Genomic DNA, 26148 nt, shown 5'->3' with positions numbered 1-26148 from the left:
ACGCTCATTTTGCACTACATTACAGCATCCCTAAAAAATGGGATAAAGATCACTTAAACCTGTTTATTTTTTCAGAAAATTCAGTTTTAATAGCTAGATAATTTTTAAATATCAATACTTTATAATTTAACCAAAAATTAAAGGACAGCCAATGAAGGTCCATTTTTTCTGGGTGTCGATGAGCCTGCTTTTACCAGTGCAAGCTGTCTCTGCAGCAGCGCTGGAGCAGTCCGGACAATCCATGCATATTTTTTTCCAGCCCGATCATTATGCCGAAATCTCCCTGGTGCATTTAGAGGCCGATGTCGCAGGACAAGTCGAAAATCAGGCTGCACTGGCCGAGTTAGGAATTTATGACTATTCCACCGGCAACCTGGCACCCGAGCAGCGTTTTGTTCTCGGTGGTTTTAAACTGCAGCTGAATCCAGAGTTTTCCTTTGCCCTGCTTTATGATCAGCCCTTTGGTGTTAAGGTCAACTATAACTACAACCCGGATTTTTATGGTCAACCATTAGACGTCGAAGCTGCCGACATTCGCTTTAAAACAGAAAATATTAGCGCACTTATCGGGTATCATCCGGATACGCACTGGACTTTTTATGCAGGACTCAGTCATCAGTCTTTTCAGGGAAACCTAGAGCTTTGGGGACAAAACTATTATATTTTTCATGGCTATCAGGCCTATTTCCCTGAAGATGATGCCTGGGGTTGGCTGGCCGGGGTACGCTACCAGATTCCTGAATATGCCATGAGTGCGGCGTTCACTTATCGTTCGGCCATTCATCATCAGCTAGCGGTACAGGAACAGTCCCCACAAGGCCAATTGCAGATCGTGGCGGACCAGAATACCGCGGTTCGCACACCCGAATCGCTGAATCTGGATTTACACACCGGCATCAGTGCCAATAACCTGCTCTATGCAGGTATACGCTGGGTCAACTGGAAAGATTTTTATATACAACCGACTCAATTTGGCGCCGTGATTGATGCTTACGCAACATTCGTTCCTGAAATTAAAGACTTTAAATTAATTCATTATCAGAAAGATCAATGGTCGGCCAAACTGGGCGGGTTACATCGCTGGAATGCACGCTGGATCAGTCAGTTAGAACTGGGCTGGGACTCCGGGATTGGCAATCCGGCCTCGACCCTAAATCCGGCAGATGGGCACTATAGCCTCGGCGCAGGCCAGCTATTTTATTTTCGACCCGACAGTTTTATGGCTGCAGGGGCCTATTATTTAAAGTTTAAACAACCACATATTCAACCCAGTAATTTTGCCGGCACTCAAATTTCCAGTCTAGCCTCGGTCAATCGGGACAATCATGCCTGGGTGTATGGACTAAGATTTGGCCATCATTTCTAAAGGCATAAAAAAACGAGCCGAAGCTCGTTTTTTATAGAAATGGTTTAGAAGCGGAAGCTGACGCCCAGTTTCGCCACTGGTAACCATTCATATTCGTTGTCATTGGCAATTTCACGTTCTTCATTACGTAAAGCTGTATCAAAATCAGGTGCATTTGGATCGAGTGCTTCAAAGTTACCTGTTGAAGATAAGTTTACACTTGGGTTGCCATTATAAAACGCACCAATTTCACCAAATACGCCCCAACGGTCGGTAATTGCTGGAGAGAAACCAATCCCTACATAAGGGGCAATATTATTCTTGTAAGATAGATCTCCTGTTACACGTCCAGTTGAAGCACCAACTGTCTGATAACGGTTACCATCAACAGTAATTACACCACCGGCACCGGTACGGCTTTCTAAGCCATAATCATTATCAATATAGCCAACACCTGCTGCCATATAGAACCAGTTTGCCCAAGGACGAATTTCAGCATTTAAATATGTCAGGTTATTGTCCATATCTAGATCATATTTAGTACCGTTTACAGAAATATCATCTGACCAGGAAATATCGCCACCGTTATAACCTAAAGTTACACCTACGTATGGGTTTGCACTCCAAGAAATCGCACCACCATAACCTGTTGTACCAACTTCAGCACGGACTGCAGCGGGTTTAAAGAAAGAGAAAGTTGAAACACCTTCATCTGTCACGACTGTCTGATCTGCTGCCATTGCTGAACCTGCTGCTGTAGCAAGCACTGAAATGGCTAAAATTTTATGTAAAGATTTCATCGTAATATGCTCCTCAAAATAAAAACTTATTTTTCATGTTTCGTACTATTGTTGATAAGCTTAAATATAAAGAAGTTCCCGCACAGTTTTTATGCACATTTTGCTCATTTTTTGTTATTTTTTGATACAAATCTATGTTTCTTTTTGAAAGATAACTCTTTTTTGAGGCGAAAGTTTAAGCAGATGTTTCTTCTATTGAGCGAAAACATTTTTCTTTATTATTAATTTCGATCTTAGCGCCAATTTTCATCTAACCCGTGTTCAATTTAGTGTAAAATCTTGAAAATTTTTTTGGAAGGAAGATCATGTCTCAGCTTTCAACGATTATTGAACAAGCGTTTGAAGATCGTGCTAATTTCACCGCGGCAGACTGCCCGGCTGAAATCCGTCAGGCAGTAGAGGAAGCTATTGCTGGCTTAGATAACGGTACACTGCGTGTAGCGGAAAAAATTGACGGTGAATGGGTTGTACACCAATGGTTGAAAAAAGCCGTTTTGTTATCTTTTAAACTAAACGACAATAAACCAATTGAGTCATGTGATCTTCGTTTCTATGACAAAGTCGATACCAAATTCAAAGGCTGGACTGAAGAACAGTTTAAAGCGGCTGGCGTACGTGTAGTACCCCCTGCAGTTGCACGTAAAGGTTCGTTCCAGGCGAAAAATGTGGTGCTGATGCCATCGTATGTCAACATTGGTGCATATGTAGATGAAGGCACTATGGTCGACACTTGGGCCACTGTCGGTTCATGTGCACAAATTGGTAAAAATGTACACTTGTCTGGTGGTGTCGGTATTGGTGGTGTACTTGAGCCACTCCAAGCCAATCCGACCATTATTGAAGATAACTGCTTCATCGGCGCACGTTCTGAAATCGTGGAAGGCGTGATTGTTGAAGAAGGTTCTGTGATTTCAATGGGCGTTTACATTGGTCAATCTACCAAGATTTATGACCGTGAAACTGGCGAAATCCACTACGGCCGTGTTCCTGCCGGTTCTGTAGTTGTTTCTGGCAGCCTGCCATCTAAATGCGGCACATACAGCTTATATGCTGCCATTATCGTGAAAAAAGTTGACGCGCAAACACGTGCGAAAACCAGCCTGAACGATTTATTACGCGAAGACTAATTTTTCTTTAGTTTAAGCGGAGCTATCGCTCCTCATCTCTACGGTTAGCAATGATCGTAGAGATTTTTGTTTTTCTACCCGGTGGTTAATTTGTTATGAGTACGCTTCGATCTTCCGCTATTCCTGTTTCTGATCCGTCTGCGGGTTTACGCATTACGGAGATCTTCTATTCATTACAAGGCGAAGCCAATACCTCAGGGCTGCCTACCGTATTTATCCGTTTAACCGGTTGTCCGCTGCGCTGTACTTATTGTGATACCACCTATTCTTTTGAAGGCAGCGAACGTCAGTCACTTGAAGCGATTATTCAGACCACGCTGGACTTTAACACACCGTATGTCTGCGTGACAGGCGGTGAACCGCTGGCACAGCCGAATGCACTGCCTTTAATGCAGCGATTAGTAGATTTAGGCTGTGAAGTGTCCCTAGAAACCAGCGGTGCTTTAGATGTATCTAAGGTAGACCCGCGTGTTTCCAAAGTTTTAGATTTAAAAACCCCAACCTCGGGGGAAGTTGCACGAAATTTGCTTTCAAATCTGGACTATTTGACTGCACATGATCAAATCAAGTTCGTAATTTGTAACCGTGAAGATTATGAATGGTCGAAGCAGCAAGTAGAGTTATATCAACTGCATAAAAAAGTCAGTACCGTCTGGTTTTCCCCTGCCTTTGAAGTTGAAAATGGTGCCGCACGCATGCCGCAACTGGCCCGTGATTTGGCCCAATGGATTTTAGAAGACCATCTCCCCGTTCGTTTTCAGCTACAGTTACACAAACTGCTGTGGAATGACGAAACTGGTCGTTAATCAGGCTGCTGTATAATTGCTCTGTTTGCAAAATTAAGCTGCGAAACGCAAAGCTTTATACACGGCTCAAATTGCTTTTTATTATTTTGGAGATTCTGATGCGCCCTCGTGCCATTGTATTGTTATCTGGTGGTTTAGACTCAACAACCTGTTTAGCGTGGGCGCAAGCGCGTTATGAATGTATCGCCCTCAGTTTTCGTTATGGCCAGCGTTCCACCACTGAACTGGACGCTGCCAAAGCCTTAACCCAGCGTGCGGGTGTAGAACATCGTGTTATTAATATAGATTTAGGTAACTTAGGTGGCTCTGCCCTGACCGATCATAATATTGAGGTACCCGAGCAGGAACAGGATGGTATTCCGGTGACTTATGTTCCGGCACGTAACACCATCTTCCTGTCTTATGCACTGGCAGCAGCGGAAGTATTTGATGCAGAAGCCATTGTTATTGGTATTAACGCGGTGGATTATTCCGGCTATCCGGACTGTCGTCCTGAGTTTATTGAGGCTTTTGCCAATATGGCGCGTTTGGCGACCAAAGTGGGCGTAGAAGGAAAATCACTCAAATTTGAAACACCTTTGTTACATTTATCCAAAGCAAATATCATTCGCTTAGGTCTTGATCATGGCGTAGACTATAGTCAAACGGTGTCTTGCTACCAGGCAGATGACCAAGGACGTGCTTGTGGAAAATGCGATAGCTGTCGTTTACGTAAACAGGGTTTCCTAGACGCAGGTGTGGCTGATCCAACACGTTATATACCGTAATGACAAGGTAGAATCTATGAAGAATTTAAAATCAAACATTATCCTTTCTGCGATTGTGTCTACTGTAGCCGTATTCGCAACATCTGCTCAGGCCAACACAGACAAATTGCAACAGGCATATAAAAGCACCAATGTAAAATCGGCGCTGATTAATGTTTGTAAAGAAGAAACTGCCAAAGGTAAAAAGTTAAGCGCTGCTGAAGTCAGCAAATACTGTACCTGTGCGGTTGAAGCAGATGGCAAGCTGACCAATGCACAAAAATGGGAAATCCAAAGTACCATTAACCAGAAGAAAAGCCCAAGTACTCTTGCTTTTGTCCAAAAACAAAACAAAGACTTACAGGCATGTTTTGGTCCTCAGTTAACCGGTAAATTAAAAACCTTAACTGAAGAAGCCATGAAAGCCGCGCAAGCGCAGCAAAAGAAATAATCATATATTTCCTCCAGAGGCCTGCATCCATTGCAGGCTTTTTTTTGCCCAGTTTGCTGCGTTCATTTTTCTCTACCGGTAATTTGTGAGAAAACGCAGGAAATTCGGTATGATAGAGGCAATTTAAAAACTGACACAATCTAAAAGGACGATATCATGAGCGACTTGAACTTACCGAATCAGACTTTTCCGACCACCACGGCGGAAATCAACTTGGCTGAACTACAGGCGGAATGGTTAATTGTGTATTTTTATCCAAAGGATTCCACTCCAGGCTGTACCACGCAGGCGGTAGATTTTTCTGGCCTGAAAGATCAGTTTGAGGCATTGGGTGCGACCATTCTTGGCGTGTCGCGTGATTCGGTGAAAGCGCATCAGAACTTTACTGCCAAACAGAACCTGACGATTGATCTGATCAGTGATAAGGAAGAAGTGCTGTGCCAGCATTTTGATGTGATTAAAGAAAAAAATATGTATGGCAAAAAAGTCATGGGAATTGAGCGCTCTACCTTTATTTTCCATAACGGCCAGCTGGTCAAGGAATACCGTAAAGTCAAGGCTGCAGGACATGCCGAGCAGGTACTGGAAGATTTAAAAACCTTACAAGCCAACAGTTAAACAATTGCTGGATCGGAAAAAAGCCTGATACAAGCTCAGGCTTTTAATTCACTCATCACGTCTATTGTTATCTCATTATTGAACACGCCACTGACCTTTAAGCTGAATATTGACCTTTTCTCCAACACCACCCATCGCCTTTTTCATACCGAAATCACTACGCTGAATTTGGGTTGATGATTGCACATCCAGCAATTTCGGGTTTCCTGTATTCGGTTTTAAACTGGTATGAAAAACAACCGGACGCGTCACGCCGCGTAGGGTTAAATTACCGGCAATACGATATTGATCAGGACCTAAAGCGGTAAAACGCGTGCTTTTAAAACTGACGGTTTTATATTTTTGAGCATAGAATAAGTCCTCACCCAGAATCATATGTCTTAAAGACGGTTTACTCAGCTGCAGACTGTCCACATTTAGCACAAATTGGGTTGAGGCCTGCTGCGGTGCTGTTGGATCAAAATGCATGACTGACTGCACCTCTTTAAACTGCCCTCCGACCAGTTGCACGCCCATGGACTTAATCTCAAAACCGACTTCACTTTTTGAGGTCAAAGTCCAGCGCTCGGCATAGGCCGGGCTGATACCCAGCAGCATAACGGCCGCACCCAGCAAGTATTTTACTGTTGGAACTATGGTATGTGAGGGGTTCAACTTCATCGCTTATCTCCTTGCGGCGCAACTGGCTTTATCTTGTTAACAAGATGGAGCTGGCGAGCTTAGGTGAGATTACTACGGTCTTGCGCATGATATTTGTCTTGTAATTGTTGATAAACCGGCGTGTGCTGAAAATTCTGTAAAAATTTGATTGTGCCCGGCGGGAAAGCATCAGTCCAGATTTCTCCACGAAAATAGGCTTCACGTACCGGTGTAGCAGACATGGCACCTTCCAGACTGTCGAGTTCGACCATCTCCCACTCCGGAAAAAATTGCAGATAATAGGAAGACTCATCTTTAAAATGGCCAATTAAACCGACTTTGGCTTCTGGTCCGGCCACCGTGGCCACCAGCATTTTCACCAGTTTCTGCCATTTTTCATCGTTATATACATCGACCACATGCACAAATTTGATCCGCTGCTGCTGCTCTAGGCTAAAGTTGGACAGAATCATCTGCTGGCGTTCAGCGGCAGTAAACGGATTTTTGATATTGCGTTCATCTTGTGCAGAGCCCAGTGCCAAAATCACGTTTTCACTTTGCTCCAGCGCGATTAAAATGGTCTGCATATGTGCCAGATGAAAAGGCTGGAAGCGGCCAATAAACACAAGATAATCAAATTTATAATTCATAGCACATCAACTTTTATGAACTCACCAGTTGTGGCGTCAATAATAATTTTCGCCATAATAAGCCCATAAATTCAAATTAATTGAAAGCAAGGATAGTACGATGACACTGAGCTGTATTCAACAACCCCATCCACATTTGAATGCGAATTTAGACAATGGCGTACTGACCTTAGCCATTCAGCGCCCGGAAGCCAAAAATGCCCTGTATGGTGAACTGTATCTCTGGATTGCGCAGGCACTGGACGAAGCCGATCAGAATAAAGACGTCCGCGTAGTAATTTTACGCGGAGCCGATGCTGATTTCAGTGCCGGTAACGACATGCAGGACTTCATGAAGTTTATTCAAACACCATTGCAAGGCAAAGCTGGAGATACGCCACCCTTTGTATTGCTAAAAGCTGCTGCACGTTTTTCCAAACCGCTAATTGCTGCGGTGCGTGGTGTAGCCATTGGCATTGGGGTCACGCTGTTATTACATGCAGATTTAGTCTATAGCGACAACACTGCCCTGTTCCAGATTCCATTTGTGAGCCTCGGCCTGTCCCCAGAAGGTGCGTCCAGCAAACTGCTGGTACAGCAGGCCGGTTTCCATAAAGCCGCAGAGCTGCTGCTAACTGCTCAGAAGTTTAACAGCGACAAAGCGCTAAACGCCGGTCTGGTCAATAGTATTGAAGAGGATGTATATGCCACTGCCCAGCAACAGGCGCACATTTTGGCCGCCTTGCCACTGGCCTCTCTCAAACAGACCAAAGCGCTAATGAAACACAATCTGGATGAGATCATTGACTGTATTGATCATGAAGCGGAAATCTTTATGAAACGGGTCGGCTCACCGGAAATGATGGAAGCTGTACAGGCTTTTATGCAAAAACGTAAACCTGACTTTACCCAGTTTAATTAAGTATTATGCTCATCAACGTAGGTGCAATTGCCGTGCCTACGTTTTTTTATGGTTTAGCTGTTTTCTCTTTCTTTTATCTTTTTTGTGATGGTTCCCTATGTCAAATTCCTCAGATCCCTCATCTTTAAACTCTGCATCATCTTCAACCGAGAAAAAACGCTATTACGAACCGGCACCACAAGATATTGATGTCGAAAACTTTCGTAAAGTCATCACCAGTCGCCGTTCGGTACGTAAATTTACCGACAAGCCCATTCCAGCGGATATTTTAGATGCCTGCCTGGATTTAGCCTTACTGGCACCGAACTCCTCCAATTTACAGCCGTGGACCTTTTATGTGGTCCAGAATCCGGCCAAGAAAAAGCAGCTGGTCAAAGCCTGTCTGAGTCAGCTGGCAGCCAGAACTGCGGCCGAGCTGATTGTTTGTGTAGCACGCACCGACCGCATTGATGAAATGGCCAAACTCAATATTTCCGAGTTCCCGTTTCCTGAAGCGCCAGCCCCGGTAAAAAAATACTATAAATTTATTCCCTATAATTATAAAACTGGCTATTTCAATGCCTTCGGTCATTTCAAAAAAGTGGCCTTTAAAGTGGCACGTAGCTTGGACAAGCAATTGCCAGTGTCGGCATTTCATCCGGCCGATGCCAAACTGTGGGCCTCGAAAACTACCGCTTTGGCCTGTGAAAATCTGGTGCTGGCCTTACGCGCTTATGGCTTTGACAGCTGTATGATGGAAGGTTTTGATGAACCAATGGTGCGTAAAATCTTAAAGCTGAATGAACAGCAATATGTGGTGATGGTAATTGCTGCCGGCGAACGTGCGAAAGATGGCGTGTTCTTCCCGCAATACCGTTTTGACCGGGCGCTGTTTATTCAGAAAGTTTAAACAAGATGTAAAAAGTCCCACTTTTCTTTAAGAGAAGCGGGACTGCTGCACAAGGGAGAGCTGATTAAAAGGCTCTCCCTCTCTGTCAGATATTCCAATATTCAATAATTAAAACTGCACATCTATCATCTGAATAAACTCGAATGCCGGTTCTTCATAAGGATGGCTATCTTTTAAGGCACGGGCTACATTTGCTGCGTTATCTTCCGGTACAATGATTTCCACCCGCCATTCCTCTACTTTTTCAAGCGTGCCGACTTCCCCAATATACGGGTCTGCACCACGTAAGGGTTTAAATTGCCCGGTGCCCAGCACCTGCCAGGCACAGTGTTCATAATCGCCGATTCCCCCACCACCGGCTTTAAATACAGCAGCTTTGGTGGCTTCCAGATGCGATTCAGGCACATAAAAAATCAGTTTTAGCATAGTCACTCCCGGTATTGATCTATCTTTCATACCGTATTGACTGGCCTGTTGTCATCTGCTGTTTGCAAGAAATGACCTAAATCCTGAATAGCGCTACATCTGTTTGAATAGATACAGTACTGATCCCAAACAATTGCCCAGCTTTAGCTATGGGTTTGGATGAAACATGGCAATGGAATAGCGAGAATTATTGAATCTTCAAAATCGATTAGATCCTTTCTTTGCTTAGGCTATTCCATTGAGCCCATTATTTATCTCAGCAAGGTAATCTGCTTTAAATTTTTCTTAAGACACCCACAATATTCAGCATCTCAAAATTATCCTGATCGGTGTCCAAGGTATGTGACTTAATTTGCACCTGAATATGATCATTCACCTGAAAATGCCTTAACGGAAAACAGTGCTCATTGGCACTATAGGCGCCCGAACTCGGACTGTCCGACAGCAATTGGGTAATACTTAAACGCAGGTCATTTTTTCTGGAGATGGAAATCTTATCCTGATTGGTATACTGACTCTGAATGCCCTTGCCATACAACTGGATACAGAGCTGGTTATACTATTTTTGCAGCGCCTGCGTGTACTGAAAACCATCACTCCAGACCAGTCCTTGTGGCGCGGTCTGAATTCGGGTTTCCGGGTTTTTCACCAGTGAATCATCACCCAGATGAATTAAATGTAGCCCCTGCTGAAACACCACATGCGCTTCGGTTAAAGGCTTGAGCTGGACCAGATGGCTATGCTGATCAATATATAAATGCTGGTTCTGATAGGACAGCAACAGGATTTCCGGTTGATACCCCTCCATCCAGACCGTGCCGGCAATATGATCCGGATAATCATATTCACGAGGCAGATATAAAGTGTAACGGCCATCGGTCTGAGAATGGGTGTAATAGTTGTGTTCGCCCAGCTGCACATAGATTTTGGCTTGGGCGATAGGTTGCCCGCTGGCATCAAATACCTGACCTGAAACTGACCACTTTTCGCCTTGTGACTGCGTACCAGACTGGGACTGGGTTAAACTGGAATGCAGCGGCTGAGCATATCTGACAGATTCCTGAATCTTGGCACTCTCACCACCACAACCGTTCAGCATAATCAAGCTGGTAAAAATAGGAATGACCGTTCGCATCTGCATTTTTGTTATCCACTTTTATAATTATGCTGTTTATTGTACGGTGCCGGGCAAAATCAGCTATCCCCATTTTGGGATGAAACGCCGATAAAAAAGCCACCCGAAGGTGGCTTTTCAAAATAAGGTCAATTAACCAATGAATTTACGTGCGTTACGGAACATACGTAACCATGCACCATCTTCAGTCCATTCTTCAGGTTTCCAAGAATGTTGTACGGCACGGAAGTTACGCTCCGGGTGCGGCATCATAATCGTGGCACGACCATCTTTAGAGGTCACACCAGTAATCCCTTCTGGAGAACCGTTCGGGTTCAGTGGATAGTGCTGGGTCACATTGCCCTGACTGTCGACATAACGCAGGCTGATCTGGTTGCCAGCATTTAATGCGGCAAAGTCTTCAGCGCTGGCCACAGCACGGCCTTCCCCATGCGCAACCGCGATTGGCAGAATTGAACCTTCCATACCATCAAACAGAATCGAGTTTGATTTTTCTACACGCACGTTCACAGTACGCGCTTCAAACACTTCAGAGGTATTGCGATGGAAACGTGGCCAATGCTCTGCACCCGGAATCAGTGGTGCCAATTGTGACAGCATTTGACAGCCGTTACAGATACCCACACTGAAAGTTTCTTGACGGTTAAAGAATTTCTCGAACTGGTCACGCAGTTTGGCATTAAACAGCACCGATTTTGCCCAGCCACCGCCGGCACCTAAAACGTCACCGTAAGAGAAGCCACCACAAGTCACTAGACCTTCAAAGTCATCCAGGCTGATACGACCCGCCAGCAAGTCACTCATGTGTACGTCAACGGTGTTGAAACCGACTTTATCAAACGCAGCCGCCATTTCAACATGACCGTTAACCCCCTGCTCACGCAGAATCGCCATGTTTGGACGACGGGTGTTGATGTACGGTGCTTCAACCGGCTCGTTCAGGTCATAAGTTGGCTGCGCGATAATCCCCTGATGGGCTTTATCTGCAATTAAGGCAAATTCCTGATCAGCATTTTCAACGTTGTCACGTAAACGCTGGATCTGATAAGACACTTCTGCCCATGCCTGTTGCAGGTCAGTACGTTCCAGCACCAAACCGTTTACCGCCAACTGGTCAGAATTGTTGACTGTACCGACAACCGCAATTGCATCTTTCAATGTCGACGCTGCAACTTCAGCTTGTAATGCTTCCCAATCTGCTTTGGTAATTTGCAGCACAGCACCAATTTCTTCAGCAAATAGACCTGCAACTGATTGATCTTCCAGTGCCACACCCAAGCGTGACGCAAACATCATCTCTGCAACAGTGGCCACCAAACCACCATCACCGATGTCGTGGTAGGCTTTAATCAGGCCACGGTTGTTCCAGTCTTGTACCAATGCGAAGAAGGCCTTGAAGTCATCGAAGCTGTCGACATCTGGTGTCACTGAACCAATCGCTTTGTACACTTGCGCCAGAATCGAACCGCCCAGACGGAATTGGCCTTTAGACAGGTCGATACGTACCAGTACAGATTCAAGATTTTTCAGTTCTGGTGTTAATGTCTTACGCACATCAGTCACAGGTGCAAATGCAGTGATCACGCCTGACATTGGCGAAGTGACAGATTTGTCTTCACCTTCGTCATTCCAAGTCGTACGCATAGACAGTGAGTCTTTACCGACTGGAATGGCAATGCCCAGTGCCGGACACATTTCCATACCAATCGCTTTTACGCCTTCGAACAGTGCCTGATCTTCACCTTTTTGTCCTGCTGCTGCCATCCAGTTTGCAGACAGTTTAATATCGCCAATCTGGTCAATTTTTGCAGACATCAGGTTGCTGATCGCTTCAGCTACCGCTAAACGTGCAGACGCTGCCGGGTTCAATAATGCCACTGGTGGACGTTCACCCATGGCCATCGCTTCACCGGTATAACCCACCAGGCTTGTGGTTGTTACTGCAGCATCCGCTACAGGCACTTGCCATGGGCCAACCATCTGGTCACGTGCCACCATACCGGTAATCGAACGGTCACCAATGGTGATCAGGAACGATTTAGAGGCAACGGTCGGGTTTTTCAGGACACGGTAAATCGCATCTTTCAGATCTGTCACTTGAGCTGCATCAAAATCATCGCCTTTACGCTCGATGCTTTCATATGAACGGCTCATACGTGGTGTACCGCCCAGCATCACCTGCATTGGCATATCCACTGGCTTGTTGCCAAAAAGTGGATCTTCAACGGTTAAATGACGCGCTTCAGTCGCTTCACCCAGTACCGCAAACGGACAACGTTCACGCGCACAGATCGATTCAAACAACGCTAGAGATTCTGGACGGATTGCCAGTACATAACGCTCTTGTGCTTCGTTAGACCAGATTTCCATTGGCGACATGCCTGGCTCAAGCGATGGAATCTTACGTAAATCCAGTACCGCACCGAGCTCATGATCGTTGACCAGTTCTGGCATTGCATTTGAAATACCGCCCGCACCAACGTCATGCACCGATACGATTGGGTTTTCATCTTCCATGCGCCAGCAGGTATCAATTACTTCCTGGCAACGGCGTTCCATTTCCGGGTTTTCACGTTGTACAGAAGCGAAGTCCAGGCTCTCCCCCATGGTACCGCTGTCTACAGAAGACGCTGCACCACCACCTAAACCGATCAGCATGGCTGGACCACCAAGCACGATCAGAAGATCGCCCGGTTGAATTGCATCTTTTTCGACATGATCCGGACGGATGTTCCCGTAACCACCAGCAATCATGATTGGCTTATGGAAGCCTTTGACTTCGCCATTGACGTTTTGTTCAAAGGTACGGAAGTAACCGTTTAGCGCAGGACGACCAAATTCGTTGTTAAATGCTGCACCACCGAGTGGGCCTTCAATCATGATTTGCAGCGGAGAGGCCATACGCGATGGCTTGCCGTAGTTATCTTCCCATGGCTGTTCAAAGCCTGGAATGTTCAGGTTCGATGTGGTGAAACCGGTTAAACCTGCTTTTGGCTTACCACCACGACCGGTTGCACCTTCATCACGGATTTCACCACCTGAACCGGTTGCCGCACCGGCAAATGGAGCAATTGCGGTTGGGTGGTTATGGGTTTCCACCTTCATCAGGATGTGAGCCGCCTGGCTCTTGTATTTATAAACGTATTGACCGTTTTCTTCTTGCGTTGGGTAGAAACGCTGGGTATCAAAACCTACAATCACCGATGCGTTGTCTTTATATGCTGACAATACATCTGTTGGTGATTCTTTATAGGTGTTCTTGATCATCTGGAACAAAGACAACGGCTGAACTTCGCCATCAATGGTCCATTCTGAACCGAAGATTTTATGACGGCAGTGCTCAGAGTTGGCTTGCGCGAACATCATCAGTTCGATGTCGTTCGGGTTACGGCCCAGTTTGGTGAAAGCTTCAGTCAGATAATCAATTTCATCTTCAGACAGTGCAAAACCAAATTCGTTATTGGCTTTAACCAGTGCTTCTTTGCCCTGCCCCAGAATATCAATCGAGTTTAACGGTTTTGGTGCGGTTTCCACGAACAGTGCGGCTGCATCTGCAATGTCAGTAAATACGCTTTCGGTCATGCGGTCATGCAAGATCTGTAATGCTTCTTTAGAAAGCGCTTTTACGCCTTTTAGAGTAAACAGCAATCCGCGCTCCATACGGTGCACCGGAATATTACAGTTGGCAAAAATATCCGTCGCTTTGGATGACCACGGCGAAATGGTACCGACACGTGGGGTCACTAAAATTTGGACTTCGTCACTGGCAGGCTGACGTAATTCAAAAGATGCGCCATCATTTAACAGCTCTAAAGCTGATTGTTGCTGCTGCTCGTTGAGCGCTTGGTCAAACAGATAGATCCATTGGCTATCGAAAGATTGAACAGAACTAATTGACGATAAACGTGATAATAGTTGAGTTTTCTTAAAAGAAGAATGTGCAGGTGCACCGGCCACGATAAACATGCTGATTTTGGCTCCACGGGCAGATCTTTTGGACCTCGCCACAATGTGACTTGAAGAGAGCGCATATTCTACTGTGAAATGAGCCAATCAGCTAGAGAGGATTTGATAAATCTGACAGCGAAACGATCAGAGTTTTGATAAAAAGCTGTTTATTTCCAGTCAAAAAAATTGAACCGGCCGCGCAGCTTATCATATTTTGTTTCATATCGAGTAAAACTGTATTGATAATTTTTTGCATCAGAAAAATTGTCTTATTTTTCAACAGTTCTATAAGCATGATGAAAGCTAGTCCTAGATTGTCTGAATAGCCTGCTGCAGAACCAGAAATTAAATTTTTTGTACGAATTAATCATCCTGAAAGCTGAGTACTCATATCCACCCGAAGAGAGCGTTGCTGTCATCCGCTCAGGATCCCTTTGGTCTTTGCCTTTGTGAACCTTGAACCCTGAGACTTCACCCTCTTAGATGGGATTTTTACGTTCAATATTTCTATTATTTTTCGTCCTGTATTCTCTTGAGTTTAACTTGATTTATTCACCTAAAAGAAAGAATGAAAATATGCAAATCCAACCCTTATAATCTCATACCACGAATATGTCACAAGAGTTTTTTCCATTATGTATTTCACTTCCTAATATCAGGGATAATCTAGTAGATAATATATAGATATTCTCAAGGAAAAAGCCCTATATAAATATCCACCCTAAAATTATCATTAGATTTCTTTCATAAGTCATTTTTTACTCAGCTCCAAGTTATAAATTCCAGCAATTAGATTGAATCTTAATGCTAGTCTTTTGCCTCGATTGCGATATCGCTCAGCAAGAATTTTGAAGGTTTTCAAACTGCCAAATACATGCTCAATTCCAATTCTTCTTTTATTGATTTCCTGATTATAGATTTTTAGTTCGGAATCCAGTTTACAGCGCTTCTTTGCTTTTAATGGCAACAAGCTATTTGGATACACTGTATAAATTCCCTGATAACCCTTATCCGCAAGGATAAATGCACCTGCAGGAATCTGATTCAAGTTACGTTTGAAGAGTTCGAAATCATGTACGGCACCACGACTCGTACATAAACTCAGGATTTTTTGAGTTTGATAATGAATGATGGCCTGTACTTTGAAGGTGTGGGTCTTTTTCTTGCCGCTATAGCTTTTCTTCTGTTTTTTTAGGCCTTTGGATTGGAATTTCTGTGGCATCCACGATCACAACATTCCAATCGATGCCTTCGCCCTCGGGTAAATCTTTGGATAAATTAAAGAGATTGGACCGAATCAGGCAGTCTTCAACATGACGGACAATTCTTGAGGCTGTGGGCTCTGACACGCTATAACTTGTTGCGACATGGAACAATGTTCGGTATTCACGCCAATAGCTTAGACAGAGCAGAACCTGGTCTTCCAGGCTTAACTTGGGCGGTCTGCCTTTGGCAGGGACATGTTTCTTCAATTGCTCAACCATTAAATCAAAGGTTGACCATGAGATGCCCGTGTATCGCTTGAACTGAGGATCAGAAAGCTTGTTTGAATCGATGTATTTCATCTGCAGATTATGCATGAATGCCAAGAAATCTGGAGTGCAAATATCAACCAAAAAGAAGATCGTTTTTTGATTTATGAAAGAGATCTATTGCATCTATTTGATAAATGATTACTTACCTTTCATAAAAAAAACTTGTCAATAATATGAAGAAATAACATTTAAAATAAATTTCATCCAATTCATTCTACAAGAATTGGTTTAAAATATAAGCTTTGACCAACAAGTAAAAATCGAAAAAATATGAATTTTTAATTTTTGTTACTTTTTTTAACATTTTAAATTAACGCAAACTTCAACAAGTTTTAATCCAATCTATAAATTACTGTAATCCCTAAAAAAAATATTCATATATTTGACCCTGCAAAATCATAGTTTTTTATCTAAAAATCACCCCTATATCAGCAAAAAACCTTACTTCCCACTGACTTCATCAGTGAATTTGATGGTTTTATGTTAAGCTCTAGCTCAATTGCTGAGGCAAGGTCCATTTTTGGACTCACCTACGTACATCTTTTTATGCTGTGGATCAAATATCGGCTAGATATTTAAACACCAGATTTCTCATTTTCTGCAGCTTTATGCTCTGCCTGTTTTAGAGCCTTAGTCCGTCACCAAAAGATTTGTTTTTTAAAATAAAGGTGCCTCGCTTAAGGAGTAATTATGTTTCAATTCACTAGTACAACCACTGTACTATTGATGGTGCTTTTTTACGGCATTACCTTTGTACTGTCGTTACGTATTAAACAAAAAAATGAAAATGTCGATGGCTATATGGTCTCGAATGGTTCTATTGGCTTTGGTATGTCTGCGGCCAGCATGACCGCAACTTGGATTTGGGCAGCGTCATTCTATGCAGCTGCCTCTTCAGGTTATAAATACGGCGTTTCCGGTGCCTTGCACTACGGCCTCTGGGGCGCGCTGATGATTTTGTTTATTTATCCTTTTGGTAAGCGCTTTCGTGAGTTGGCACCCAATGCACATACGCTGGCAGAAATTATGCATGCCCGCCATGGCAACCAGAGCCAGATGATTTTGGCAGGTTCCAATATTGTGGGAAGTGTCATCAGTTTGATGGTGAATTTTACTGCAGCAGGTGCCTTGGTCGAAATTTTATCTCCCCTAAGCTTTGTACATGGCGTCTTGATCACCGGGATTGGTGTGCTGTCTTATACCCTCTGGTCTGGCTTCCGTTCCTCTGTATTTACCGATTTTGGCCAGCTGGTGGCGATGATCGTGGCGGCGGTGATCATTATCCCAACGCTGTTCTTCACTTTGGGCGGACCGTCCCTGTTTCAAACGGGTATTCACAACCTGCAGCCTGAACAGCTCGATTTCTTCTCTAAAACTGCATTTCTAGAACAAGGTGCGCCTTTCTTCGTCGCAGTCCTGGCGTATACCATCGGTAACCAGACCATTGCCCAGCGTTTATTTGCGGTACGGGAAGACTTGATTAAACCCAGTTTTATTACGGCGACGATTGGTTATGCCGCGATTGTGATCGGGTTGGGGATGCTCGGCTTACTGGCCTTGTTTGCCGGAATTCAACCGATTGATGGCAACTTGAATAACCTGATTCCACAAATGGCAGCGACGTATCTCTCTCCATTTATGGTGGCCCTGTTATTTATCATGGTGATCGGTGCGCTGTCTTCAACGGCTGACTCGGATCTGTCTGCGTTATCTGCGATTGTGATGACTGACATTTATGGAAAACAGATTGCCAAAAACCAACCTAATCCCAAGAAAATGCTGTTTATTGGTCGTATAACCATGATTGTCGCCACCATGCTTGGGATCATTATCGCCACTTTAAAATTTGACATTTTATCAATGCTGATTTTTGTGGGTGCACTTTGGGGGTCTATTGTATTTCCGGTAATTGTCAGCCTGTATTGGGACAAAGTGAATTCTCGTGCCTTTAACTGGTCGGTCGGGCTCGCCTTCGTCAGCTTCCTGATTGTCCGTTTTGAATGGATTCCAATCCAGGGCTTGATTGCGCTTGGCTTTGAGCTACTTGCAACCCTGGGTATTGGTGTGGTGCTGGGTCTGATGACCTTTGGTTTCTTCGGCAAAAAAGTCGGTTTGGTGGTGGGTATCTTGGCCAGTATTGGCTTCATGCCATGGACCATCGGCTTCTTGCGTGAATACGGCACCTTATTAAGTTCACTGACTGCTTATGGCAGTAGTGCTCTGGTCTGTACTGTTCTGACCTTGGTCTACAGTAAAGAACGATTTGATTTTAAACAAATCAACAAGATGGTGATTGAATTTCACCAGCTATCTGAGAAAAGTAAATAAGGAGATTTCAGATGACTAGTCAATTATTGACCCTATATGTACTTTTTTGGCCGTTGATCGCAAGCCTGGTCTTGTTCACAATTTGCTTGAATGTCTATAAAGATGCACAACAAGCCAAGGAAACTGGTGAAGGGCTGGTGTAATTTTAACTCTTCATGAAAAAGCAGGCTCATTTGGCCTGTTTTTTTATGGCCGTTTCATATTGTTTGAATCACTTGTCTATATTGAGGAGCAAGATTTTTTCTGCTTTTCATTCCCATGACAATTCATGTCGCCTCACTCTAGTACTGGGCTTGGTTTTTTGGCATGATGCAAAGCAGTAAATAATTGAATAATGATAAATGACACAGATGCGTTGGTTAGAACTGCTTTCGACAGTTCGGATTGGTAGTAAAAAGCAAAGTACTGAACAGGCGCGTAGCCCGTTTCATAAAGATTATGACCGTATTATTTTCTCGCAGAGTTTCCGGCAGCTGAACCGCAAAACCCAGGTCCATCCGCTTACCCAACATGATGGTATTCATACCCGCCTGACCCATTCGCTGGAAGTGTCCTGTATTGGCCGTTCACTGGGGATGCTGGCAGCAGAAAAAATCAAGGATCAACTGCCTCCGTGGATTACCCCGGCCGATGTCGGCGCGATTATTCAAGCCGCCTGTCTGGCGCATGATATTGGCAATCCGCCTTTTGGTCATGCCGGTGAATATGCCATTCGTGAATGGTTTGATGATGCCTCGCATACCGACTTTTTAAAGGACCTAAGTCCGGAACAGGAAGCCGATGTACGCCAGTTTGAAGGCAATGCCCAAGGCCTGCGCCTGCTGACCAAAATTGACTATCATCCGCATGATGGCGGTATGCGTCTGACCTATGCCACCTTGGGTGCCTATTTAAAATATCCGTGGCTGTCGAAAACCATGGCCTCGCAGGGCAATCGTCCGGCCAGTCAGCGCGCCAAATTCGGTTGCTATCAGGCAGAAAAAGACATTCTGAAACAGATTGCCGAACAGCTCGGCCTGATTGAAATCGGACCTTATCGTTATTGCCGCCATCCGCTGACCTATTTACTCGAAGCCGCAGATGACATCTGCTATGCGCTGATTGATCTGGAAGATGGCATTATCCTGAACATGCTCAGCTATGATGAAGTCGAGCCGATTTTCCTGAACCTGATTGGCGATTATGGCATGCCGGAAGAACTGTCTTTGGACAGCACCACCTGGCAGCAGAAAATTGCCGCGCTACGTGGCCGGGTCATGAAACGTCTGGTCGATGAAGTCACCAGTGCCTTTGCCAAGCAGCATGACCAAATTCTTTCGGGCCAGCTGAAAGGGACCTTACTGCAATATTGCTCGGCCGATATTGAAATTGGCATTAACCGGGCCAAAGAACTGGCGCGTGATAAAATTTTTGAACATCCGCAAAAAGCCGGTCTGGAAATTATTGCCCATCAGAGCCTGCAAAGTATTCTGGATGCCTTTATTCCGCTGACCACACCGCATAAAACCTTAAGCTTTAAAGAGCAGCGGCTGATGGCGATTTTGCAGCGTTCCGGTGCCCATTTTGGTCCAGATCACTATGACAATATCATGCAGGTGCTGGATATTATCTCAAAATTCTCGGATCATCAGGCGTATAACCTGGCGCAGGAATTACAAGGCAATAAAGCCGGATTCTTTTAAGTACAGCCTGCCGTTTTGGGAGAACCTCCAAAACTGCTTTATACTTTTGCGCGTGCTGACATTGCTTGTGCAACACCCCGGCCCATCGGCTGTATATCGCAGAGCATCACAGAAAAGTGGATGACTTCAAGATGCAGACGACAGGCTCGGAACTGAAAAATTTAACCGAATAGAAGTGAATAAACTGAATGATTGGATGTCTGATTGGTGAGGTGTTTGCCCTCGAAGCCCCTACGGTCTTATTAAATGTCAATGGTGTGGGCTATGAAGTCGATACACCGCTGTCTACATTTTGCCAATTACAAAAAGGCCAGAAAGTCACCTTATGGACCCATTTAGCAGTCCGTGAAGATGCTCAATTGCTATATGGTTTTCTGGATGCGCAGGAAAAAACCATTTTCCGTACTTTATTAAAGGTCAACGGTGTTGGTCCGAAAATGGCTCTCGGCATTCTGTCAACCTTAAGCGTCGATATGCTGATTCACACGGTTGAACATGAAGATATTAACACCTTGGTCAAAGTACCGGGTGTCGGCAAAAAAACCGCTGAACGACTGATGATTGAATTGCGTGACCGTTTTAAAGCGATGGCTGCCGGCAATGCACCAAGCAACACCAGCAGCGCACAAATCCAGTTTATGGGCAACTCTGCCGTGGCCGAAGCCGAAGCTGCGTTACAATCCTTAGGCTACAAACCACAGGAAGCACAAAAACTGGTTAGCGCAGCCAAAGGTGACTTTACTGAAGCCAGCGACATTATCCGGGCAGCGTTAAAATCGATGAACAAATAGATAGCTCTATTTCATCTCAAGGCCAGCATGAGATACGCGAAAATGTCATTCGCAACTGTTTCAGGCAGGAAGCATTTGCATAAAAATGTTTCTGCGATATAGTCGAGACGAATCATCTTTTGACGAGTTTTGCGAATGACGATGGTTTTGCTTACTTTTGCCGAATGAGAAATATATTTCGCAAGGTAAGGCCAACCGCAGGTTATTCCCGAAATTTAATTTTCTTGGAACATCCGTCAAAAAGGCTTTTGACGTCTGCCCCATTAAACTGTATTTACCTGAAGTTTACATAATATATGCAAGACCGTCTTATCAGTGGTTCTGAAAAACCCGAAGATCAAATTGATCGCGCCATCCGCCCCACCTCCCTCGATGACTACATCGGTCAACCGGTGGTGCGTGAACAAATGGAAATCTTTATTGGTGCAGCGCGCGGCCGCGGCGAAGCCCTCGATCATACCCTGATTTTCGGCCCACCGGGCTTAGGTAAAACCACCCTAGCCAATATCATTGCCCGTGAAATGGGCGGCAACCTGAAATCGACTTCGGGGCCTGTGCTTGAACGTGCCGGTGACTTGGCAGCCATGCTGACCAACCTTGAAGAAGGCGATGTACTGTTTATTGATGAAATTCATCGCCTGTCACCAGTGATTGAAGAAATCCTCTATCCGGCGATGGAAGATTACCAGCTGGACATCATGATTGGTGAAGGCCCGGCAGCGCGTTCGATCAAACTGGACTTGCCGGCATTTACTCTGGTCGCCGCCACCACGCGGGCCGGTCTGCTCACTTCGCCGCTGCGTGACCGTTTCGGGATTGTGCAGCGTTTAGAATTCTACTCGGTGGAAGATCTGACCCATATCGTAAAACGTTCTGCCAGTTTAATGGATGTCCCGATGACCGAAGAAGGCGCGGCAGAAATTGCCCGCCGTTCCCGCGGCACACCGCGTATTGCCAACCGCTTGTTGCGCCGGGTACGTGACTATGCCCAGGTCAAAGGCACCGGCGAAGTCACCCATGCAATGGCCCAGCGCGCTCTGGATATGCTCAATGTCGATAAAGATGGCCTAGACACCTTAGACCGTCGCTATCTGTCGATGTTACTGGAACGTTTTGATGGCGGACCTGCCGGGGTTGAAGCACTGGCCGCAGCCATGGCGGAAGATTCAGGCACCTTGGAAGATGTGATTGAGCCTTATCTGATTCAGCAAGGTTATGTGATGCGTACCGCACGTGGCCGGATTGCCACCAATATGGCTTATTTACAGTTTGGCATGACCCCACCGGAACCCAAATAACAACCATCCCGGACCTTCATTGCCTGTGAGGTAATGAAGGTCTTTGATAAATAACAACTTGAATACATACTCGAACAACAATAATGATGACCGAACAACAACTAATTCAACACCTTCAGCAGCATTTTGATGAGCTGATAGAGCAATTGCAGCCAATCCGCCCCCTACCTTATGGCAAACCATTCCAGTTTTTCAGTGAATCTGAACTGAACTATCTGAACCAGCTTTTGCAAGGCGATCTCAGTCACTGGCTGAGCTTCGATTTTAAAAATGAACGCGGCAAAATCATTGATGCAGATCAAGCTGGCATTGAACAGATCGACCTGCATCGGCATGGGCACTGGTCTATCGACGCCATCCATTTTGATCAGCTATGCGCCATCCACTGGATTAGCCTGTATTTTTCCGAAGAACTTAAACCCTTTATTGAAACCTATACCCAACCATCCACTTCAGTAAAACCGAAACAGAAGCTTGCCCTGATTCTGACGTTACTGGCCGTGCTGGGCGGAATTGGTAGTTATCTGCTTCAAGACGCTGTAGGAATTGTCTTATCTGTGGCGGCATTCTTTCTTAGTATGATCTGGTATGGCTTACTCCAGCTACGACAATATTTTGCCAATAAACAGCCGCAGCAGTTTGAGCGAACTTTCGTGATCAGCAGCTATTTTGCCTTGCATCTACGTGATTATGCGGTGGAACGGCTGTACCTCGATCATCCGGACAGTGCCTAAAACCGCACTGGCAACAGTGCCTAAAACAGCACTGGCAACAGTGCTATCAAAATTGCCAATGACCAAGCACAGGCGGCATGGCAAAAAAAGGCATAAATCACGTGTCAATTCACCTAATTCAACCTGTACCGAACGATAAATATCCAATCTCGGCTCTACATTCTTTATACCTTTGCCACTGGATTTGACACCTTGTGCCATAGGAGCAAAAAGTCATTATGCTAAACTGCAAAGCCAACCCAGTCGGGCATTTGACAGAACCTCAGACAACTTCAATCCAGTTCTGTACGGCCCTTCCAGACCAAAACTGAAAATTGTAATGGAACAGTATCATGGCGAATAAATTTGAATTTCAAATTCGTATCTATATGGAAGACACCGATGCAGGCGGGATTGTATACCATGCCAATCATATTCGTTTCATGGAGCGCACCCGGACCGAATGGCTGCGTGCTTCCGGCGTCGATCATTATTGGCATCAAAACGACTATAACTTTGTCGTGCATAAAATTAATGTCAAATATATGCGTCCAATCTTAATGGATGATCTGATTACTGTTACAGCAAGTGTTGTTTCGTGTAAAGCAACGTCATTTGTATTGCAACAAAATATTTATCGTGGTGAAATCATGCTTGCTTCTGGTGAGGTGGAATTGGCATGTTTAAGTTCTGAAATGCGTCCACGTCGCCTTCCGGATGAAATTCGTGGCCTGATTCTAAAAGAGCTAGGACAGGACCAAGACTAAAAACTTATGGCACTACGTAACTATGGCAACACAATTAGAATCATCTCTACAAGTCTCTGATCTTATTTTGCAGGCAAGCCCTGTGGTACAACTGGTCATGTTGGTGCTGTTACTGGCCTCCTTGTATAGTTGGTATCTGATCGCCAAGTTACATCTCAGTTATAAAAAAGCCCAGGCCGATGATGATCATTTCCAGAAAATCTTCTGGTCTGGTGCTGAATTAAATACGCTATATAACAACGCCCAACTCAATTCCAAACGCACCGGCCTGGAAGATATTTTCTATCAGGGTCTGGGTGAATTTCTCAAATTGAAAAAACGTCATGCCCCGACTGCACAAAGTCTAGAAGGTACCGAACGTATTTTACGTGTCGGTTTAAGCCGTGACCAAGGCCAACTGGAACAAGGCTTAGGCGCGCTGGCCAGCATTGGCTCTGTGGCACCGTATATTGGTTTATTTGGAACCGTGTGGGGCATTATGAATGCCTTTATTGGCCTGGCCGATGTCGATCAGGTAACACTGGCTACCGTTGCACCGGGGATTGCCGAAGCGCTGATTGCCACCGCAATTGGTTTATTTGCCGCAATTCCAGCTGTACTGGCCTTTAACCATTACACCGCCAAAGGTGAAAGCCTCTATTCAGACCGTGCCTTGTTTGCTGAAGAGATGGTGGCCTTATTACAACGTCAGTCTTTGGGTTCAGCACGGGAACATGACTAATGGCCATTCAACGTTCCGGACGCTTCGAGCGTATTAAAAAGCCCTTAAAAAGTGATATGAACGTGGTGCCTTACATCGACGTGATGTTGGTGCTGCTGGTCATTTTTATGGTCACTGCCCCAATGATTACCAGCGGCATCAATGTCGATTTGCCGCAGGCCAATGGCAATCCGATTGAATCCAAAGATGCGCCAGCTGTGGTCAGTCTGGACAAAGACGGCCAGTATTTTCTGAAATACAAAGCCCAAAACTCCAGTCAGCCGCTAACACTCAGTGAACTGACTGCCGTATTAAGTGAAGCACAGCAACAGGCGCAAGCAGAAAATAAAGAACTGCATGTGGTGATTGAAGGTGAAAAATCTCGTGCGTATGGCGAAGTCATGGCCCTGATGAGCAGCCTTCAGGACGCCGGTTTAACTCAGGTTGGCTTACTGACTGAGCCATTAAAGTAAATGATGAAAAGATTGCAAAAACCACCGTTTCAGCAAAAGGCACTGGCGATTGGCTTCACGCTCGGCGTGCATGTCATTGCCGTGGTGGGTTTACTTTATCTGGGCATGAGCCAGCCACCGGAACCACCCAAACAGATTCGGACCGTGCTGATTAAACCGGAAGATTTACCCCCAGTTACTCGTGAAGAAACCGAGTTTGCTGAGACCGCACATAAAAATGTAGCAGCCGAGATTCAGCAAACCGCGACTCCGGTTGAAGATGCCCCGGTAATTCCGGTCGCACCGCCAGCTGCGCCTCACCCAGAACCGGCCAAAGCACAACCAAGCAATACTGCCGCACAGCAACAGGCCGAACAGCAAAAACGCCTAGAGGCTCGTGCGCAGGCGGAAGCAGAAAAATTACAGGCACAACAGGCCCAGCGCGCCAAGGCAGAAGCTGAACGTAAAGCCCAAGCCGCTGAAAAAGCCAAGGCCACTGCACAGGCCAAAGCCGAGGCAGAAGCCAAACGCCGCAGCGAAGCTGAAGCCCTGCGTAAGGCAGAAGCAGCAGAAAAAGCCAAACTTGATGCACGTCGTAAGGCGGAAGCGGAAGCCAAACGTAAAGCCGAAGCGGCAGATAAGGCCAAGGCGGATGCGGCAGCCAAGGCGAAGGCAGATGCAGAGGCGAAACGCAAAGCCGATGCTGAAGCCAAACGCAAAGCCGAGGCTGCGAATAAGGCCAAAGCAGAAGCAGCAGCCAAAGCCAAGGCTGAAGCGGAGGCCAAACGCAAAGCCGAAGCAGCTGAAAAAGCCAAAGCCGATGCAGCTGCGAAAGCCAAAGCCGATGCAGAGGCCAAAGCCCGCGCTGAAGCAGAAGCCAAAGCTTCGGCGGCCAAACAGGCGGCTGAAGAAGCGGCACAAAAGAAAGCTGAAGCCAAACGGATTGCCTCTACAGCCAAACGCGATTTTGAAAACAAGATCCGTCGGGCCTGGGATATTCCGGTCGGCTCTTCTGGCAAAACTGCCACGGCACGGGTTACGCTGACCGACAGCGGTTCGGTAGCCTCGGTGATTGTGAACTCCAGTGATCCGGACATGAAAGCCAGTGTCGAGGCCGCGGTACGTGCCGCTGCACCCTATCCAATGCCTTCGGACCCGGATGCACGCCGTGAAGCACGCAGTTTTACCTCCAGCTTTACTGCCAAATAAGCTGACTCGCCATCCTGTCAAAAGCCGGGATGGCCTGTTATTTTTCAGTTACACTGCACAACAAGCGACAAAATTTTATTCACTTTTCACAGTGTTATAACAGTTTGGTCATAATTCTCTGCTTTAAATCTCAAATAAGCATGGCATTATGTAGAACAATCACATCAACAAGAATTATGTTTTGAGTAAATA

27 protein-coding genes are annotated in these 26148 nt (G+C 45.4%); 18 read left to right on the top strand and 9 right to left on the bottom strand.

Annotated elements, in window-relative coordinates; genetic code table 11:
- The first annotated feature begins 151 nt into the window (after positions 1 to 151).
- Positions 152 to 1366, top strand: a complete 1215-nt coding sequence (locus ACPEPR_RS02665) for an OmpP1/FadL family transporter (protein ID WP_423561886.1) — start codon at positions 152 to 154, stop codon at positions 1364 to 1366.
- 44 nt (positions 1367 to 1410) lie between these two features.
- Here ACPEPR_RS02665 and carO read toward each other — a convergent pair whose 3' ends face one another.
- Positions 1411 to 2145 carry an ornithine uptake porin CarO gene (gene carO, locus ACPEPR_RS02660; RefSeq protein ID WP_168399850.1) on the bottom strand — a complete coding sequence of 245 codons (735 nt, stop codon included), beginning with the start codon at positions 2143 to 2145 and terminating at the stop codon, positions 1411 to 1413.
- A 305-nt stretch (positions 2146 to 2450) separates the two neighbouring features.
- Between carO and dapD the strand changes: the two genes are divergently transcribed.
- From dapD to ACPEPR_RS02635, 5 genes are all read left to right on the top strand, one after another.
- A complete protein-coding gene (dapD, locus tag ACPEPR_RS02655) occupies positions 2451 to 3272 on the top strand; it encodes a 2,3,4,5-tetrahydropyridine-2,6-dicarboxylate N-succinyltransferase (RefSeq protein WP_005176646.1) in 822 nt (273 codons plus the stop codon).
- 95 nt (positions 3273 to 3367) lie between these two features.
- Positions 3368 to 4078 (top strand): 7-carboxy-7-deazaguanine synthase QueE, encoded by a 711-nt coding sequence (gene queE / locus ACPEPR_RS02650; RefSeq protein WP_423561885.1) that lies wholly within the window; start codon positions 3368 to 3370, stop codon positions 4076 to 4078.
- Positions 4079 to 4176: 98 nt separating this feature from the next.
- Positions 4177 to 4845, top strand: coding sequence for a 7-cyano-7-deazaguanine synthase QueC (queC, locus tag ACPEPR_RS02645; protein WP_160241482.1), 669 nt, complete (start codon positions 4177 to 4179; stop codon positions 4843 to 4845).
- A 16-nt stretch (positions 4846 to 4861) separates the two neighbouring features.
- Complete coding sequence (locus tag ACPEPR_RS02640; protein ID WP_005176638.1) at positions 4862 to 5275, top strand: hypothetical protein; 414 nt, start codon at positions 4862 to 4864, stop codon at positions 5273 to 5275.
- A 156-nt stretch (positions 5276 to 5431) separates the two neighbouring features.
- Positions 5432 to 5893: a peroxiredoxin gene (locus tag ACPEPR_RS02635; protein WP_005176635.1), complete on the top strand. Its 462-nt coding sequence runs from the start codon at positions 5432 to 5434 to the stop codon at positions 5891 to 5893.
- A 75-nt stretch (positions 5894 to 5968) separates the two neighbouring features.
- On the opposite strand, the gene ACPEPR_RS02630 is transcribed toward ACPEPR_RS02635, so the two are convergent.
- Together ACPEPR_RS02630 and ACPEPR_RS02625 are read right to left on the bottom strand one after the other, a co-directional pair.
- Positions 5969 to 6553, bottom strand: a complete 585-nt coding sequence (locus ACPEPR_RS02630) for a YceI family protein (protein ID WP_423561884.1) — start codon at positions 6551 to 6553, stop codon at positions 5969 to 5971.
- Between the two features lie 59 nt (positions 6554 to 6612).
- Positions 6613 to 7182, bottom strand: a complete 570-nt coding sequence (locus ACPEPR_RS02625) for a nicotinate-nicotinamide nucleotide adenylyltransferase (RefSeq protein WP_423561883.1) — start codon at positions 7180 to 7182, stop codon at positions 6613 to 6615.
- A gap of 100 nt (positions 7183 to 7282) precedes the next feature.
- Between ACPEPR_RS02625 and ACPEPR_RS02620 the strand changes: the two genes are divergently transcribed.
- Together ACPEPR_RS02620 and ACPEPR_RS02615 are read left to right on the top strand one after the other, a co-directional pair.
- Positions 7283 to 8083, top strand: coding sequence for an enoyl-CoA hydratase (locus ACPEPR_RS02620; protein WP_005176626.1), 801 nt, complete (start codon positions 7283 to 7285; stop codon positions 8081 to 8083).
- 97 nt (positions 8084 to 8180) lie between these two features.
- Positions 8181 to 8972 (top strand): nitroreductase family protein, encoded by a 792-nt coding sequence (locus ACPEPR_RS02615; RefSeq protein WP_104488222.1) that lies wholly within the window; start codon positions 8181 to 8183, stop codon positions 8970 to 8972.
- A gap of 108 nt (positions 8973 to 9080) precedes the next feature.
- Here the strand turns inward: ACPEPR_RS02615 and ACPEPR_RS02610 are convergent, their stop codons facing one another.
- From ACPEPR_RS02610 to ACPEPR_RS02585, 6 genes are all read right to left on the bottom strand, one after another.
- Positions 9081 to 9398, bottom strand: a complete 318-nt coding sequence (locus ACPEPR_RS02610) for a hypothetical protein (protein WP_005176621.1) — start codon at positions 9396 to 9398, stop codon at positions 9081 to 9083.
- A 274-nt stretch (positions 9399 to 9672) separates the two neighbouring features.
- The gene (locus tag ACPEPR_RS02605; protein WP_423561882.1) at positions 9673 to 9936 is read right to left on the bottom strand and encodes a hypothetical protein; all 264 of its coding nucleotides are present in this window, start codon (positions 9934 to 9936) and stop codon (positions 9673 to 9675) included.
- A gap of 21 nt (positions 9937 to 9957) precedes the next feature.
- On the bottom strand, positions 9958 to 10539 hold the full coding sequence (locus ACPEPR_RS02600) for a carboxypeptidase-like regulatory domain-containing protein (RefSeq protein WP_423561881.1): 582 nt from the start codon (positions 10537 to 10539) through the stop codon (positions 9958 to 9960).
- 126 nt (positions 10540 to 10665) lie between these two features.
- A complete protein-coding gene (purL, locus tag ACPEPR_RS02595; RefSeq protein WP_423561880.1) occupies positions 10666 to 14499 on the bottom strand; it encodes a phosphoribosylformylglycinamidine synthase in 3834 nt (1277 codons plus the stop codon).
- Between the two features lie 733 nt (positions 14500 to 15232).
- Positions 15233 to 15703: a transposase family protein gene (locus ACPEPR_RS02590; protein WP_104470204.1), complete on the bottom strand. Its 471-nt coding sequence runs from the start codon at positions 15701 to 15703 to the stop codon at positions 15233 to 15235.
- Positions 15651 to 16046 carry a transposase family protein gene (locus tag ACPEPR_RS02585; protein WP_423561879.1) on the bottom strand — a complete coding sequence of 132 codons (396 nt, stop codon included), beginning with the start codon at positions 16044 to 16046 and terminating at the stop codon, positions 15651 to 15653. The genes ACPEPR_RS02590 and ACPEPR_RS02585 overlap by 53 nt, the downstream gene beginning before the upstream one ends.
- Before the next feature lie 660 nt (positions 16047 to 16706).
- On the opposite strand from ACPEPR_RS02585, the gene ACPEPR_RS02580 reads away from it, so the two are divergent.
- The 10 genes from ACPEPR_RS02580 (at position 16707) to tolA (ending at position 25956) form a co-directional block, all read left to right on the top strand.
- Positions 16707 to 18344 (top strand): sodium:solute symporter family protein, encoded by a 1638-nt coding sequence (locus tag ACPEPR_RS02580; RefSeq protein WP_423561878.1) that lies wholly within the window; start codon positions 16707 to 16709, stop codon positions 18342 to 18344.
- 11 nt (positions 18345 to 18355) lie between these two features.
- Positions 18356 to 18487 (top strand): putative transporter small subunit, encoded by a 132-nt coding sequence (locus ACPEPR_RS02575; RefSeq protein WP_005176614.1) that lies wholly within the window; start codon positions 18356 to 18358, stop codon positions 18485 to 18487.
- Positions 18488 to 18685: 198 nt separating this feature from the next.
- Entirely contained in the window at positions 18686 to 20026 is a 1341-nt protein-coding gene (locus ACPEPR_RS02570; protein WP_005176613.1) for a deoxyguanosinetriphosphate triphosphohydrolase, read from the top strand.
- A 188-nt stretch (positions 20027 to 20214) separates the two neighbouring features.
- Complete coding sequence (gene ruvA, locus ACPEPR_RS02565) at positions 20215 to 20817, top strand: Holliday junction branch migration protein RuvA (RefSeq protein WP_016660012.1); 603 nt, start codon at positions 20215 to 20217, stop codon at positions 20815 to 20817.
- A gap of 296 nt (positions 20818 to 21113) precedes the next feature.
- Entirely contained in the window at positions 21114 to 22115 is a 1002-nt protein-coding gene (gene ruvB, locus ACPEPR_RS02560; RefSeq protein ID WP_005176611.1) for a Holliday junction branch migration DNA helicase RuvB, read from the top strand.
- A gap of 86 nt (positions 22116 to 22201) precedes the next feature.
- Entirely contained in the window at positions 22202 to 22849 is a 648-nt protein-coding gene (locus tag ACPEPR_RS02555; protein ID WP_180048565.1) for a hypothetical protein, read from the top strand.
- 332 nt (positions 22850 to 23181) lie between these two features.
- Positions 23182 to 23595: a tol-pal system-associated acyl-CoA thioesterase gene (gene ybgC, locus ACPEPR_RS02550; RefSeq protein ID WP_005176609.1), complete on the top strand. Its 414-nt coding sequence runs from the start codon at positions 23182 to 23184 to the stop codon at positions 23593 to 23595.
- Positions 23596 to 23617: 22 nt separating this feature from the next.
- Positions 23618 to 24316: a protein TolQ gene (tolQ, locus tag ACPEPR_RS02545; protein ID WP_005176608.1), complete on the top strand. Its 699-nt coding sequence runs from the start codon at positions 23618 to 23620 to the stop codon at positions 24314 to 24316.
- Entirely contained in the window at positions 24316 to 24768 is a 453-nt protein-coding gene (gene tolR / locus ACPEPR_RS02540; RefSeq protein WP_005176606.1) for a protein TolR, read from the top strand. Before tolQ ends, tolR begins: the two co-directional genes overlap by 1 nt.
- Before the next feature lie 3 nt (positions 24769 to 24771).
- The gene (gene tolA, locus ACPEPR_RS02535; protein WP_423561913.1) at positions 24772 to 25956 is read left to right on the top strand and encodes a cell envelope integrity protein TolA; all 1185 of its coding nucleotides are present in this window, start codon (positions 24772 to 24774) and stop codon (positions 25954 to 25956) included.
- Positions 25957 to 26148 lie beyond the last annotated feature (192 nt).

This window comes from Acinetobacter sp. AND/436, assembly GCF_049546925.1.
GTDB lineage: Bacteria > Pseudomonadota > Gammaproteobacteria > Pseudomonadales > Moraxellaceae > Acinetobacter > Acinetobacter indicus.
The sequence above is the reverse complement of the archived record's forward strand: the minus strand, read 5'-3'. Positions and strand labels throughout refer to the sequence as shown.

Bases quoted from the DNA above. Each gene is read 5' to 3' on its own strand.
- ACPEPR_RS02600 (WP_423561881.1), bottom strand. From the start codon at position 10,539: ATGCAGATGCGAACGGTCATTCCTATTTTTACCAGCTTGATTATGCTG.
- ACPEPR_RS02590 (WP_104470204.1), bottom strand. From the start codon at position 15,703: ATGCCACAGAAATTCCAATCCAAAGGCCTAAAAAAACAGAAGAAAAGC.
- tolR (WP_005176606.1), top strand. From the start codon at position 24,316: ATGGCCATTCAACGTTCCGGACGCTTCGAGCGTATTAAAAAGCCCTTA.
- ACPEPR_RS02640 (WP_005176638.1), top strand. From the start codon at position 4,862: ATGAAGAATTTAAAATCAAACATTATCCTTTCTGCGATTGTGTCTACT.
- queC (WP_160241482.1), top strand. From the start codon at position 4,177: ATGCGCCCTCGTGCCATTGTATTGTTATCTGGTGGTTTAGACTCAACA.
- tolQ (WP_005176608.1), top strand. From the start codon at position 23,618: ATGGCAACACAATTAGAATCATCTCTACAAGTCTCTGATCTTATTTTG.
- ACPEPR_RS02570 (WP_005176613.1), top strand. From the start codon at position 18,686: ATGACACAGATGCGTTGGTTAGAACTGCTTTCGACAGTTCGGATTGGT.
- ybgC (WP_005176609.1), top strand. From the start codon at position 23,182: ATGGCGAATAAATTTGAATTTCAAATTCGTATCTATATGGAAGACACC.
- ACPEPR_RS02585 (WP_423561879.1), bottom strand. From the start codon at position 16,046: ATGAAATACATCGATTCAAACAAGCTTTCTGATCCTCAGTTCAAGCGA.
- ACPEPR_RS02665 (WP_423561886.1), top strand. From the start codon at position 152: ATGAAGGTCCATTTTTTCTGGGTGTCGATGAGCCTGCTTTTACCAGTG.
- ACPEPR_RS02555 (WP_180048565.1), top strand. From the start codon at position 22,202: ATGACCGAACAACAACTAATTCAACACCTTCAGCAGCATTTTGATGAG.
- ruvB (WP_005176611.1), top strand. From the start codon at position 21,114: ATGCAAGACCGTCTTATCAGTGGTTCTGAAAAACCCGAAGATCAAATT.
- ACPEPR_RS02610 (WP_005176621.1), bottom strand. From the start codon at position 9,398: ATGCTAAAACTGATTTTTTATGTGCCTGAATCGCATCTGGAAGCCACC.
- ACPEPR_RS02630 (WP_423561884.1), bottom strand. From the start codon at position 6,553: ATGAAGTTGAACCCCTCACATACCATAGTTCCAACAGTAAAATACTTG.
- ACPEPR_RS02625 (WP_423561883.1), bottom strand. From the start codon at position 7,182: ATGAATTATAAATTTGATTATCTTGTGTTTATTGGCCGCTTCCAGCCT.
- dapD (WP_005176646.1), top strand. From the start codon at position 2,451: ATGTCTCAGCTTTCAACGATTATTGAACAAGCGTTTGAAGATCGTGCT.
- ACPEPR_RS02575 (WP_005176614.1), top strand. From the start codon at position 18,356: ATGACTAGTCAATTATTGACCCTATATGTACTTTTTTGGCCGTTGATC.
- purL (WP_423561880.1), bottom strand. From the start codon at position 14,499: ATGTTTATCGTGGCCGGTGCACCTGCACATTCTTCTTTTAAGAAAACT.
- ACPEPR_RS02635 (WP_005176635.1), top strand. From the start codon at position 5,432: ATGAGCGACTTGAACTTACCGAATCAGACTTTTCCGACCACCACGGCG.
- ACPEPR_RS02580 (WP_423561878.1), top strand. From the start codon at position 16,707: ATGTTTCAATTCACTAGTACAACCACTGTACTATTGATGGTGCTTTTT.
- ruvA (WP_016660012.1), top strand. From the start codon at position 20,215: ATGATTGGATGTCTGATTGGTGAGGTGTTTGCCCTCGAAGCCCCTACG.
- ACPEPR_RS02615 (WP_104488222.1), top strand. From the start codon at position 8,181: ATGTCAAATTCCTCAGATCCCTCATCTTTAAACTCTGCATCATCTTCA.
- ACPEPR_RS02620 (WP_005176626.1), top strand. From the start codon at position 7,283: ATGACACTGAGCTGTATTCAACAACCCCATCCACATTTGAATGCGAAT.
- carO (WP_168399850.1), bottom strand. From the start codon at position 2,145: ATGAAATCTTTACATAAAATTTTAGCCATTTCAGTGCTTGCTACAGCA.
- tolA (WP_423561913.1), top strand. From the start codon at position 24,772: ATGAAAAGATTGCAAAAACCACCGTTTCAGCAAAAGGCACTGGCGATT.
- queE (WP_423561885.1), top strand. From the start codon at position 3,368: ATGAGTACGCTTCGATCTTCCGCTATTCCTGTTTCTGATCCGTCTGCG.